This is a genomic window from Ruegeria atlantica (assembly GCF_001458195.1).
GTDB classification, from domain to species: Bacteria; Pseudomonadota; Alphaproteobacteria; order Rhodobacterales; family Rhodobacteraceae; genus Ruegeria; species Ruegeria atlantica.
Genome location: NZ_CYPU01000039.1, coordinates 341,468 through 353,850 on the forward strand (window position 1 = coordinate 341,468; position 12,383 = coordinate 353,850).

The window sequence follows — 12,383 nt, forward strand, 5'->3', positions numbered from 1 at the left end:
TTTCGATCGTGCAGAGTGTGATCGAGCCTGAGAGCAGGGACAAAGCATGGCAACTCATGAAAATGTCGAAGAACTCTGGGCTGTACGCCTGGCCGAACGGGTTTCGGGGTTTCTTGAAAAGCCCCTTGTCCGGATCGCGATACCGATTCTGGTCACGCTTATTGCCCTGACCGTCCTGCACGAGCTGTCTTCGCACGTCAAATGGGCTGATGTAAAAACCGACGTCGCGAATACATCGTGGAAATTGATGTTTTTCGCCCTGTGTTGGACGGCTGTCAGCTTTTTATCTCTCTCACTTTACGATGTGTTTGCCGTGCAAAGTGTGGCGGATGGCGAGGTCCCTTTGCCTGTCGCAGGCATGGCTGGCGCCTGTGGCTACGCCGTGTCGAATTGCCTCGGGTTTTCCTACATCACCGGCACGGCGATCCGGTATCGGATCTATGCCTCTCTGGGTCTTGATCTGGGTCGGGTCGCGGGGGTGATCGCCACATCCTGGATCGCATTCTGGTCAGGTTTCATTCTGCTTTTGGGTGGGTTGCTAACCTTTCATCCAGATGGCGTGTCCAAGGTTCTGCCCATAAGTGACACCGTCGAAACCGTGATGGGGCTGTGCCTGCTTGTGGGTTTCGCAACGCTGTTCATTTGGCTTTCCAAGGGTGGACGCAGACTGGCCACCGGTGGTTTGGGTTTCAATTTGCCGGGCGGCAAGTTGCCTGGATTGCTGACGCTGGCGGCTGTGGGTGACCTGTTTGGGGCGTCCATGACGCTGTATGTGTTGATGCCAGATGACCTGGGGGTTGGGTTTCCGTTCTTCTTCACCGTTTACATTGGCGCGATCGCGGTGGGAATTCTCAGCCACGCCCCGGGCGGAATTGGCGCGTTTGAGGCAACTTTGATCGCCGGGCTAGGGGCCTCCGGTCGGTCTGACGTGATCGCGGCCCTGTTGCTTTACCGGTTGGTCTATACCTTCCTGCCGTTCGCCATTGCGACGCTGTCCATCGCGGTGGCTTCGGCCCTGACGCACCGACATCACATCAGCGGAGCCGCCACGTGGGTTTACCGCGTGATCCGTCCGATTGTGCCGATGGTCGCGGCCGGTGTCGCAGCTGTGGCGGGTGTCATTCTGCTGGTGTCTGGGGCGTTGCCTGCAGGCAGCGAGAACCTTAGCGCATTGCGGGACTTTCTGCCTTTGTCCTTCGTCGAAGCCTCGCATCTTGCCGGCAGCGCTGTTGGAGTTCTACTGATCCTTGTTTCACGCGGCCTGTTCCGCAAGCTGTACCGCGCATGGATAGCGGCCATGCTGCTGATGGTTGCCGGGTTCGTCGCATCGCTGACCAAGGGTCTCGATACGCACGAAGCGATCAGCATGTTGGGCACAATCGCCTTGCTGGCCACGTTTCGCGGGGCGTTTTACCGCGTCAGCGGGGCATCGATTTTCCGCCTGAACATCCCGTGGCTGGTCAGCGTGGTCGCCTTGCTTTTGGTCGTCTTTTGGGTCGGGCTGTTTTCCTATTCGCATGTCGAATATCAGAACGCTTTGTGGTGGGAGTTTGCGTGGAACGGTGACGCCTCACGCTTTTTGCGATCCAGTCTTGTGGTGGCGGTTATTCTTGGCGTGGTGGCCGTGAATTCTTTGTTCGGGCGCGAAGTTCCGGAACCGGTCCGGACAGAGATCCCCGAGGTTGTTGAACGCCTGGTCATGGAAAGCGAAGACACCGAGTCGCAGATTTCACTGACCGGCGACAAGCAATTCCTGATTTCACCGGACGATGACGCATTTCTGGCCTATGCCGACACAGGCAATGCACTGATCACCAAGGGGGAGCCGGTTGGGGATGAAACCGCCGGAAAGCAACTGATCTGGCAATTGCGCGAAATGGCGGACCGTGAGGGCAAGTTGTGCGCCTTCTACAGCGTATCGACTAAGTACTTGCCGACGTTTCTGGATCTGGGCCTGTCTATTCTGAAGATCGGAGAGGTCGCGCGGGTGCCGTTGAAAGATTTCTCGCTGGACGGCAAATCTCGCAAGCGGTTCCGTCAGGCCAAGAACCGGGCCGAACGCGAAGGGTACGTATTCGAGATCATACCGAAGGACAAAGTGGGCCCTGTATTGCCCGAACTGCGCAAGATTTCAGACGATTGGCTGGAGCATAAGGCTGGTGAGGAAAAGGGCTTTGCCTTGGGCGGGTTTGACGATGAATACCTGTCCTATTTCGATTTCGCGGTGCTGAAGAAGACAGATACGGGAAAGATCGTCGCCTTCGCCAACCTCTTCCAAGGCGGGAACAAGTCCGAATTGTCGTTGGACCTGATGCGGTATGAGCCGGACGGGTCGAACTTTATCATGGACGCCTTGTTTGCCGAGATGATGACCTGGGGGGCAGAGCAGGGGTTCCATTGGTTCTCGCTAGGAGCGGCACCGTTTTCGGGAATTGAGAACCGGCAACTGGCGTCTTTCTGGAACCGCGTCGGAGGGTTCGTTTATGAGCACGGCGAGCAGTTCTATCACTTCGAAGGGCTGCGATCTTTCAAGCAGAAGTTCGATCCGGAGTGGAGCCCGAATTACCTCGCCAGCCCCGGTGGTCTGGCAGCACCACGTATTCTGTACGAGGTGAACATCCTGATTTCAGGCGGTTTGCGCGGGCTGGCGAAGTAACTAACACTCAGTTCAGACTGGCGCGGGTTGGGGTTTTCTCCAGAAGATCGCCCCAATCCGTGCGATATGCCATTTCGGCCAGAACGGTTTCTGGTAGGAATTCTTGGTTCTGCCGGATCTGCCAGCCGCCACCCAATCCCTTGTAAACCGCAACCAGATTACTGGAAACCTGCTGGCGGGCCTGAATCAAATTGGCCTGAGATCGCAGCAGCGCTGTTTGGGTGTTCAGGATACGCGAATAGCTGGCGATACCGTCCCGATACTGGTCGATGGCGATATCGGCCGCTTTGCGCGAAGCCGCGACGCTTTTTTCATAAAAGCCAACTTGCTTGCGAGATTGGGCATAGGCCACCATCGCGCTTTCAACCTCGGAATAAGCGGTCAGGACAGTGTTCTGGTAATTGGCGATCAACGCCTGATAGGCCGCATCCTGCGCGCGGACGTTGTTTTTGATCCGGCCATAGTTCAGCACGTTCCAGACCACACCGGCATTCGCGAGCCCGGTGTTGCTGCCTGCTGAAAACAGATCTTGCCCGCCCGAGGCCTGCAGGCCAATAGCACCCGACAGGATGAATTGCGGATAGAGGTCGGCCAAAGCGATCCCGACCTGCGCTGATTGCGTGGCCGCTGCCAACTCGGCTGCGCGAACGTCTGGGCGGCGGCGCAGAAGCTCGGCAGGGACACCGACGGACACATTCGTACGCGCAGAGGGGATCCGCCCGGAATTGCCTAGTAGGCTGGTCATGCGGGAAGGGGTGGTTCCCAGCAGCACGGCCAAAGCATTTTTGGCCTGTTGAAGATCACTCTCAATCTCTGGCACCAAGGCCTTGGTATTGTTCAACAGGGCCGTGGATTCCTGCACGTCCAGCTCGGTTGTTACGCCATTGTCAAACCGCAATTGGGTCAGATCTGCGGATTCCTGTTGCAACTGGATGTTGTTGCGCGCCACGGCCAGCGACTCCTGCAAGGCACGAATGTTGACATACAGAGCAGCAACATCGCCGGTCAGCGTGACAAGCGCGTCGTCATAATTGGCCACTTGCAGCGCCAGATTGGATCGCGCGGCCTGAACGCCACGACGTTGCTGGCCCCACACGTCGAGTTCCCATTGGGCATCAAAGCCGACTTGCGAGGTCGAAAACTCGGTGTCCAACGGAATGATCCGGCGGATATCGGAAATCGGTCCGAGGTTGTCGCTGACCTGACGGCGTTCGATGGATGCGCCGATGGCCTGTGATTGCGGATACAGCTCGCCAAACGCAATGCCCAACTGCGCGCGTGCCTGCAGAACGCGCGCACCGGCAACCTGCAGATCAAGGTTCTGGGCATAGGCTTCGGCTATCAGTTTGTTGAGAGTGGGGTCGTTGAACGTCTCCCACCATTTCACCACAGGCGCACTGCGCGAGGTCAGACCGCTTTGACCAGTGCTTGGGCTGTTGACCTCGATCCATTGCTTCACGACCGGAGAGCTGGGGCGCACGAAATCCGGGCCAACTGGTGCGCAGCCGACCAGCAGCGCGGCGCATAGGGCCGTGCCCATCAGTCGGCGGTAAAGTCTGGCCCGGGTCATCATATGTGTCCTTAGATATCCAGTGGTCGAATGAAGTTGGCGAAGGAATAGAGACGAATGTTGATGCGTCGCAGGAACTCAAAGCTTTTGCCTTGGCCGGTATAGATCGCGACGGCTGCATGACCGCCGGCAGGGAAAGTGTGTCCGGCGGGGATGTCGACCGAGATCTGGACCGCAATGCGTCCGGGCAGTTTTGGCAGCTCAAACCCGGGCAGGCGGCCAGACGGCAAGTACTGACCTTGTCGGGTTGCCCACCAGATTGCCTCGACCTTGCCGGTCAGGATTTCACCCGGATACAGATCAAGAGCAACTTCAACGGGTTGGCCAACCTCGACAAATTTCAGGTTCTGCTGTCGGTAGGTTGCAAGAATATAAGGGTTGTCCTTGGTGACAAAACTGGCAATGGCGCCCAGACGGATATCGCCGACGACCAGACCCGGACGGGCCTGTTGGGACACGATCATCCCGTCTTCGGGGGCGTAGATTGTTGTGTTGTCCAGAAAATACTGGGCCTTGTCTAATTGCGCCTGCGCCTGAAGGATGCCGGTGTTCACGCCGTCAATCTGGGAATCTAGCGCAAGCTGAGCCTTTTCCAGATTTGCCGTGGCCTCTTTGACCTGGGCCTGATCCTCAGTCACCTGTTCGTTCCAGCGATCTAGCTCGTCCTGCCGCGCACCACCTGCGGGTACGAGGTTTTCGTATCGGGCTTGCTGCGTCTGTGCGTAGGCAAGTTGAGCGTTGGCACGCTCAATGGCTTCCCCTGCGGCAATGACGTCCTGTTCAAGGATCTTGGCATTCTGCTCGGCCGCGACCAGTTGCGCTGTGGCTTCCTCAACCTCAAGCGCGAACACAGTGTCGTCGAACCGATACAGGGGATCGCCCTTTGTGACTTCGGTATTTGGCTCGACCAGTACCTCAGTCAATATCGTCGGTTCGGTCAGCCGTGGGACGATCTGGATGGTCGAGCGGACCACGTGGCTGTCGATAGAGAACGGCTGAAAGAACCGAAGGGCGACAAGGAAGATCAACAGCAGGTGCGCACCGACCCAGAAGGATACGATGCCCCACATTATGTTGAACTTCAGCCACTGGAACTTGAAGAAAATAAGCCAGACAAAAATGATGTAGAAAAGCGTAATGCCGAGGGCGACAAACATGTTTTGTAGTTTCCTTTGGCGTTAGCTCTTTTGCGTCTCTTCCGGATCCAGCGGGTCACGGTATTCTTCCGTCAACTCACCACCCAAGCGCTTGATTTCTTTGCGAACTGCCTTTCGTTCTTCATCGGGCATGCGGCGGATATCGACCACCGTTCCATCGTGGAACGCCCAAATGAAAGCATGGACCCAAGGCACGATGGCGAGAAACCCCATCCAGCCCATGATCTTGATAGCTTCGGCATGGGGGTGATTGCGTTTGATCGCGATGCGGCCCGGTAGTCCCATCACGAATAGAAACAGCGCCATGACGGCGGCCAGTAGCAAAATCAACGCAACAAATGTCAGGTAGTCGTAATAGCCCAGTGGCTGCCCAAGTAACCCCATGTTTGTGCCTCTGTTCGGGAAGGTTATCCCATCCTCAGTTGTTGGAGCCCAGTTCGTCAATCACTTTGTAGCTGGTTGGCGGGTCGGCGCAAATGCCAGGACCACATTCAAGCAGTGTCGAACCGGCATTCAGAACAGCCAGACCAAGCATGATGAAGAAGGCAGTTTTGGCCAAGGTGCTTTCACCGAAACGAGGCTGATCCAAAGCGTCAGCGTATTGGCGATCAAACAGCAGCATAACTGCGGTGCCCAACAGGATCAGGAAAAAGCAAATGGCGGCCCAAGTGTAGTAGTGCAACCCCAACATGGGCGAGCCGTAATGACCCGTGCCCGGAACAATATGCAGAAGGATCTGACGCACCGATACGCTGCCGCCATAAAGCGCTGCGATTAACATCAACGCATAGTGTTGCGGCCGCGCGCCGTATAGCAGGTTCAAGCCCAGCCCAACGCCCACGGCGACAAAGCCAACGCGTTGCAGCAGGCAAAGTGGACAGGGCAGCTCGTAAAGCGTCAGTTGGTAAACAAAGGCCAACAGCAGCACTAGACTGACGGCCAGCAAGCCTATGGCGTTCAGGGTTCGGGACAATTCTGGTGTTATCATCACCCCCTACAACTGGATTGTCAGTTGGCTGGTGGCGTGGAATTTCAGCCAGTACACACTCAACGCCAGCGTGAAGAAATACAGCGCATTGGCTGCCGTTGTTTGTCGAAAATAATTCAGCCCCATGGTGGCTGTAAGTAACGCAAATAAAAGCGCTATCATGGCCCGGTTCTCCCCTTCCGTGCAACGAACGCAATGCGGCGATACTGTCAGGCGCAGGGAGGTCTGGCAAGAAGACTCTTGCCAAGTTCACCTTTTAGGAGAACTACTTAGGGGGTTATTGGCACACGCGCAGATCGGTCTTCCACGCCTGACACCTCTTGCTTAGGCGGTCCGTCAGAGGCCGATCGGTGTAGAACGTGTCGATCTCAGCCAACGAGGTGATACGCGCGGGCGCTGCACGCTGGAATTTTGAATGATCGGCCACAAGAAAGGTGCGCCGTGTCTGGGCCAGGATCGTCTGGCTCACTTGGACCTCTTGAAAATCAAAATCCAATAGGTCGCCATCGGCATCGAGTGCCGAGCAGCCGATGACCGCATAATCGAATTTGAAGTGCCGGATGGTTGATACCGTCAGATTGCCGACCAGCCCGCCATCCGATCTGCGCAGGACACCACCCGCGACGACGATTTCGCAATCGGTGTTCTCGGCCAGAATATTGGCGACATTCATGTTGTTTGTGACGACCATCAGGTTTTTGTGGTTCACCAATTGGCGCGCAACCGCCTCGGTCGAGGTGCCGATGTTCATGAAAACCGACGCGCCGTCCGGAATGTCTTGGGCACAACCCGAGGCAATGCGCGCTTTGGCCTCATCGTTCAGGGCGCGGCGGTCCTCATAACCAATATTGGAAACGGCCGAGCGAATGACGGCCCCGCCATGAACCCGGTCCAGTTTCCCCTGATCCGCCAGCTCAGACAGATCGCGGCGAATGGTCTGAACCGTGACCCCGAACTGAGCGGCCAAGTCATCTACCATCACACGGCCATCCTGTCTGGCGATGTTCAGGATGTCTGACTGGCGAAAGGAAAGGGACATGGTCGGCTCCGAAACGGTGTGGGTTCGTTTTTGTTCTAATTTCGAAGGGTTTCCAAGAGATCTGTTTGGCCACACTTTTGAAACACTTCGATTTGTGGTGATAAAGCGAAAAAAAACGAAAGTAAACATTGACGAAACGCGCGTTCATCGGGTTAATGAGCCCGGTTTTTCAAACAAAGAGAATCATCCGGACATGGAACGGCACACGGACAAGGTCACGGACCTTTTCATCATTGGTGGTGGGATTAACGGGTGCGGAATAGCGCGCGATGCAGCCGGGCGCGGATTGTCCGTGACATTGGCCGAGATGAACGATCTTGCTTCGGCGACGTCATCGGCCTCGACCAAGCTGTTTCATGGCGGCTTGCGGTATCTGGAGTATTTCGAATTCCGTCTGGTGCGCGAGGCGTTGATCGAGCGTGAAACACTGCTGCGGGCGATGCCGCATATCAGCTGGCCGATGCGGTTTGTATTGCCGTATCACAAGGATATGCGGTTTGATTCTGAAACGCCGACCTCGCGACTTCTCAGCACAGTAATGCCTTGGATGAAGGGACGGCGCCCGGCGTGGTTGATCCGTCTGGGCCTGTTTATGTATGACCATCTTGGGGGGCGCAAAATCCTGCCGGGGACGAGCTCACTGGATCTGCAAAGCGCACCGGAAGGCGTGCCGCTGCAGTACAAGTTTCACACAGCCTACGAATATTCCGACTGCTGGATTGAGGATTCACGGCTGGTTGTGCTGAATGCCCGCGATGCCGAGGCACGCGGGGCGAATATCCTGGTACGGACCGAAGTTCTGGCGGCCAAACGCGTCGATGATCTTTGGGAAATTACCATCCGCGATAAGCAGAGCGGCGACACGCAGACGGTGCAGGCTAAAATGCTAATCAACGCCGGTGGACCTTGGGTTGGGGACATCATCCAGAACAAGATCCACGTTGACTCTCGCGAAGGCGTGCGCCTTGTACGCGGCAGCCATATCGTGACGCCCAAGCTTTATGATCACGACAAATGCTATTTCTTTCAGGGTGAAGACGGGCGCATCATTTTCTCCATTCCGTATGAGCGCGATTTTACGCTGATCGGCACAACGGACCAGGATCATCCAGACCCGGCAGAGCTCCCGATCTGTACGGAGACCGAGCAGGACTATCTGTGCGCGTTTGCCTCGAAGTATTTCCTAAAACCGGTTACGCGCGATGACATCGTGTGGACCTATTCTGGTGTGCGTCCGTTGTATGACGACGGGGCCAGCAGCGCCACTGCGGCGACGCGGGATTATACGCTGAAAGTTGACGCGCAGGGTGGGGCGCCTGTGCTGAATGTCTTTGGTGGCAAGATCACCACCTATCGGCGCCTCGCCGAGAGTGCGATGGACAAAGTGTCCGAGCATTTCCCCGATCTTCCCGGCCCCTGGACTGCAGGCGTTTCGCTTCCGGGCGGCGATTTTCCAGTTGGTGGCGTACCGGATTTGGTCGAGGCACTGTTGGCCGACTACCCGTTTCTGGACCGTGTCTGGGCGCAACGTCTGGTTCGCGCTTATGGCACTGAGGCCAAGACAATTTTGGGCGACGCCAAGTCCGTATCGGATCTGGGCGATGACTTCGGTGCAACGCTAACCGCGCGGGAACTGGCGTGGCTGATGGATAAGGAATATGCGCGCACGGCCGAAGATGTTGTCTGGCGCAGAAACAAGATGGGTCTGCGGTTAAGTGCCGAGCAGATCGCTGGTATTCAAGGCTGGATGGATCGCAAAACCAAACCCGTCGCAGTGAACGCCTGACCAAAAAAGCAAAAAGCCCCGCCAGTTTGGCGGGGCTGTTGTTTTGGATCACGCGGCCTCTTCTGATGGGCCCGGATCATCTTTGGTTCCCTTGATCCATTCCCGCATCCCCTGCAGCAGGGCGTATAGGACCGGTACGAGGATCACGCCGACCAGAGTAGCTGCCAGCATCCCGCCGAACACGGCGACACCGATGGCTTTCTGGCTGGCGGCACCCGCGCCGCTGGCCGCCAGAAGCGGCACAACACCCAACAGGAAGGACAGGGCCGTCATCATTACCGCACGGAAACGCTGATAAGCGGCCTCGGCTGCGGCGTCTTTGACCGACAACCCCTTGGCGCGTTGTTCCATCGCGAATTCAACGATCAGAATACCGTTCTTCGAGGCCAACCCCACAAGCATGATCATCCCGATCTGCGTATAGAGGTTGATGTCGCTGCCCACGATAGCCACGGCCGCCACCGCCCCGAACAAGGCGACGATCACCGATAGCAGGATCGATACAGGCAAGGTCCAACTCTCGTATTGCCCCACAAGGAATAGGTATCCGAACAGGATCGCCAGACCGAGGATGATCACAACCAGACCACCGGTCGCCAATTGCTGCTGCGCGGTCCCGGTCCATTCAAAGGCATAGCCCGGGGGCAGGGCAGTCGTGGACTCCTCGGTCATGACATTGATCGCGTCACCAGTGGATAACCCAGGCGCCGGAACCGCCGTTACGGTCGCCGAACGGAACAGGTTGTGACGTTTCAGCAAGACTGGGCCCAGTACGTTTTCGACATCAATGAGCGTACCCAGAGGCACCATCTCACCCTTGGTCGAGCGCACATACAGGTTCGAGATATCGTCGACATTATCGCGATAAGAACCGTCGGCCTGGATCATCACGCGATACACGCGCCCGAACAGGTTGAAGTCGTTCACATAATAAGACCCCAACTGCGCCTGCATTGTCTGGAATACTTCAGCTACCGAGACTTGCAGCGTCTTGGCCTTTTCTCGATCCAGATCCACGAACAACTGAGGAACGTTGGCCCGGAATGTGGTGTAGGCCTGCCCGATTTCCGGTCGTTGGTTGGCCGAATAGACGAAAGAGCCGACTGCAGACGCCAAGTCCTGAGGCGTGCCGCCTCCGGTCTGCTGCACCTCCATCTCCACACCTGCCGAGTTGCCCAGACCCTGAATGGGGGGTGGGTTGAACGCGATTATCGATGCGGCAGTTTCACCATAGGCAATCGCCAGAACTTTCTGCAGGATTGCATCAGCGCTCAGATCATCTTTTTTTCGTTCATCCCAGTTGTCGAGGTTCACAAAGATCGCGGCGCCGTTTGTCGTTGTGCCGTTCAGGATCGAGAACCCGTTGATCAGAACTGTGCTTGCGACGCCGGGGATCTGTTGGATCTGTGTGTCGACACGTGCAGTGACCGTTTCGGTCCGTTCCAACGTTGCGGCGTCTGGCAGTTGCACATCCACGAACAGATATCCGTTGTCTTCCAGCGGAAGGAAACCACTCGAAGTGTTGGACATGATCGTGCCTGTGCCCATAGCCAGCGCAACGATGATGCCCAGACCGATGATCGGCAGGATCAGCAATTTGCGTACGATGGCGACATAGCCGCTGCGAACGCCACCGATGAAGTTCTCGAACACGGCCAACAACCCTGTGGGTGGGCCGGACCGCGCCTTCAACACCAACCCGCACAACGCAGGCGACAGCGTCAACGCGTTGATCGACGAGATCACAACAGCGGTCGAGATCGTCACGGCGAACTGCGAATAAAGCCGACCCGAGATGCCGGGCATAAAGGTGACTGGTACGAACACCGCCAACAGAACCAGCGTTGTTGCAATCACCGGACCGGTGATCTGCCCCATGGCCTTGCGCGTTGCCTCAGCCGGTGGAAGCCCCTCGTCGGCGATGATCCGTTCGACGTTTTCGACCACAACGATCGCGTCATCCACAACGATCCCGATGGCCAGTACCAGTGCGAACAAAGAGATCGTGTTCAGCGACATGCCAAATAGCAGCAGGAACGCAAATGTCCCGATCAGCGACACGGGGATCGCCACCGCCGGAATGATTGTCGCGCGCCAGCTTCCAAGGAAGACAAACACGACCGAGATCACCAGAATGAAGGTCAGGATCAGGGTTGAGACCACGTCATTCAGCGATTGCTCGACAAAGTCCGTAGTGTTGAACGGAACAGCGTATTCCACATCTGTCGGGAAGGTACGGGACAACCGCTCAAGTTCGGCCTCGACTCGGTCCGACACGGCCAGCGCATTCGCGCCGGGTGCCTGATAGATGCCGATCACCGTGGCCGGCACACTGTCGAAATAGCCCGAAGCCGCATAATACTCGGCCCCCAACTCGACCCGCGCGATGTCCTTGACGCGCACGATTGAGCCCGCATCTCCGGTTCGGATGACAATGTCGCCGAATTCGGCGGCCGAGGTCAGACGGCCCTTGGTTTTGATCGTGTATTGAAAGGTCTGCCCTTCCGGGACCGGAGGAGCGCCGATGGAACCGGCCGAAACTTCGACGTTTTGTTCCCGAATTGCATTGATCACGTCACCGGGTGTGATGGACAAAGCAGCCATCTGATCCGGGTCCATCCAGATCCGCATGGCGTATTCAAGATTGGTCAGAACGTCGGCTTTACCCACACCCTGAACACGCGCCAGCGCGTCTTTCAGGTTGATCGAAGCATAGTTTGATAGAAAGACACTGTCATACGTCTCATTCGGCGAGGTCAGCGTCACCAGCAACAGCATGTTGGTGGATGCTTTTTGAGTGACCACACCAGATGAGGTCACTTCGGCAGGCAGGGACGACATGGCCTGAGCCACGCGGTTCTGCACGTTGACTGAGGCGATGTCCGGGTCGGTGCCCACTTCGAATGTGACGTTGAGCGAATAGGATCCGTTATCTGCCGAGGTCGACGTCATGTAGATCATGTCGTCCACACCGTTGACCTGCGCCTCGATCGGAGCGGCGACGGTGTTTTCCACGGTTTCGGCGTTGGCGCCGGTATAGGTGGTCGTCACGCTGACCACCGGTGGCGTAATGTCCGGGAACTGAGCGACCGGCAGAACCAAATAGCCGATGCCGCCCATGATCGTAAGGACAAGCGAAATAACTAGGGCCAGCTTGGGCCGGCTAATGAACAGGGCTGAGAACATC

9 protein-coding genes are annotated in these 12,383 nt (G+C 56.9%); 2 read left to right on the forward strand and 7 right to left on the reverse strand.

Annotated elements, in window-relative coordinates; all coding sequences use genetic code 11:
• Positions 1-46 precede the first annotated feature (46 nt).
• Positions 47-2,656 carry a bifunctional lysylphosphatidylglycerol flippase/synthetase MprF gene (mprF, locus tag RUA4292_RS11585; RefSeq protein ID WP_058277713.1) on the forward strand — a complete coding sequence of 870 codons (2,610 nt, stop codon included), beginning with the start codon at positions 47-49 and terminating at the stop codon, positions 2,654-2,656.
• A 7-nt stretch (positions 2,657-2,663) separates the two neighbouring features.
• Here mprF and RUA4292_RS11590 read toward each other — a convergent pair whose 3' ends face one another.
• The 6 genes from RUA4292_RS11590 to RUA4292_RS11610 form a co-directional block, all read right to left on the reverse strand.
• A complete protein-coding gene (locus RUA4292_RS11590; protein WP_058278170.1) occupies positions 2,664-4,226 on the reverse strand; it encodes an efflux transporter outer membrane subunit in 1,563 nt (520 codons plus the stop codon).
• A gap of 11 nt (positions 4,227-4,237) precedes the next feature.
• Positions 4,238-5,383, reverse strand: a complete 1,146-nt coding sequence (locus RUA4292_RS11595) for an HlyD family secretion protein (RefSeq protein ID WP_058277714.1) — start codon at positions 5,381-5,383, stop codon at positions 4,238-4,240.
• Between the two features lie 21 nt (positions 5,384-5,404).
• The gene (locus tag RUA4292_RS11600; protein ID WP_058277715.1) at positions 5,405-5,767 is read right to left on the reverse strand and encodes a DUF3302 domain-containing protein; all 363 of its coding nucleotides are present in this window, start codon (positions 5,765-5,767) and stop codon (positions 5,405-5,407) included.
• 34 nt (positions 5,768-5,801) lie between these two features.
• The gene (locus RUA4292_RS11605) at positions 5,802-6,371 is read right to left on the reverse strand and encodes a disulfide bond formation protein B (protein ID WP_058277716.1); all 570 of its coding nucleotides are present in this window, start codon (positions 6,369-6,371) and stop codon (positions 5,802-5,804) included.
• Between the two features lie 6 nt (positions 6,372-6,377).
• Positions 6,378-6,533, reverse strand: coding sequence for a DUF5993 family protein (locus RUA4292_RS24960; protein ID WP_199520004.1), 156 nt, complete (start codon positions 6,531-6,533; stop codon positions 6,378-6,380).
• 115 nt (positions 6,534-6,648) lie between these two features.
• Entirely contained in the window at positions 6,649-7,410 is a 762-nt protein-coding gene (locus tag RUA4292_RS11610) for a DeoR/GlpR family DNA-binding transcription regulator (RefSeq protein WP_058277717.1), read from the reverse strand.
• 193 nt (positions 7,411-7,603) lie between these two features.
• Here RUA4292_RS11610 and glpD point away from each other — a divergent pair, with 193 nt between their 5' ends.
• Positions 7,604-9,196 carry a glycerol-3-phosphate dehydrogenase gene (gene glpD / locus RUA4292_RS11615; protein ID WP_058278171.1) on the forward strand — a complete coding sequence of 531 codons (1,593 nt, stop codon included), beginning with the start codon at positions 7,604-7,606 and terminating at the stop codon, positions 9,194-9,196.
• Positions 9,197-9,244: 48 nt separating this feature from the next.
• Here the strand turns inward: glpD and RUA4292_RS11620 are convergent, their stop codons facing one another.
• A complete protein-coding gene (locus RUA4292_RS11620) occupies positions 9,245-12,382 on the reverse strand; it encodes an efflux RND transporter permease subunit (protein WP_058277718.1) in 3,138 nt (1,045 codons plus the stop codon).
• Position 12,383: the final 1 nt, after the last annotated feature.

Coding starts and splice junctions, on each gene's coding strand:
- mprF (WP_058277713.1), top strand. CDS start 47: ATGGCAACTCATGAAAATGTCGAAGAACTCTGGGCTGTACGCCTGGCC.
- RUA4292_RS11590 (WP_058278170.1), bottom strand. CDS start 4,226: ATGACCCGGGCCAGACTTTACCGCCGACTGATGGGCACGGCCCTATGC.
- RUA4292_RS11595 (WP_058277714.1), bottom strand. CDS start 5,383: ATGTTTGTCGCCCTCGGCATTACGCTTTTCTACATCATTTTTGTCTGG.
- RUA4292_RS11600 (WP_058277715.1), bottom strand. CDS start 5,767: ATGGGGTTACTTGGGCAGCCACTGGGCTATTACGACTACCTGACATTT.
- RUA4292_RS11605 (WP_058277716.1), bottom strand. CDS start 6,371: ATGATAACACCAGAATTGTCCCGAACCCTGAACGCCATAGGCTTGCTG.
- RUA4292_RS24960 (WP_199520004.1), bottom strand. CDS start 6,533: ATGATAGCGCTTTTATTTGCGTTACTTACAGCCACCATGGGGCTGAAT.
- RUA4292_RS11610 (WP_058277717.1), bottom strand. CDS start 7,410: ATGTCCCTTTCCTTTCGCCAGTCAGACATCCTGAACATCGCCAGACAG.
- glpD (WP_058278171.1), top strand. CDS start 7,604: ATGGAACGGCACACGGACAAGGTCACGGACCTTTTCATCATTGGTGGT.
- RUA4292_RS11620 (WP_058277718.1), bottom strand. CDS start 12,382: ATGTTCTCAGCCCTGTTCATTAGCCGGCCCAAGCTGGCCCTAGTTATT.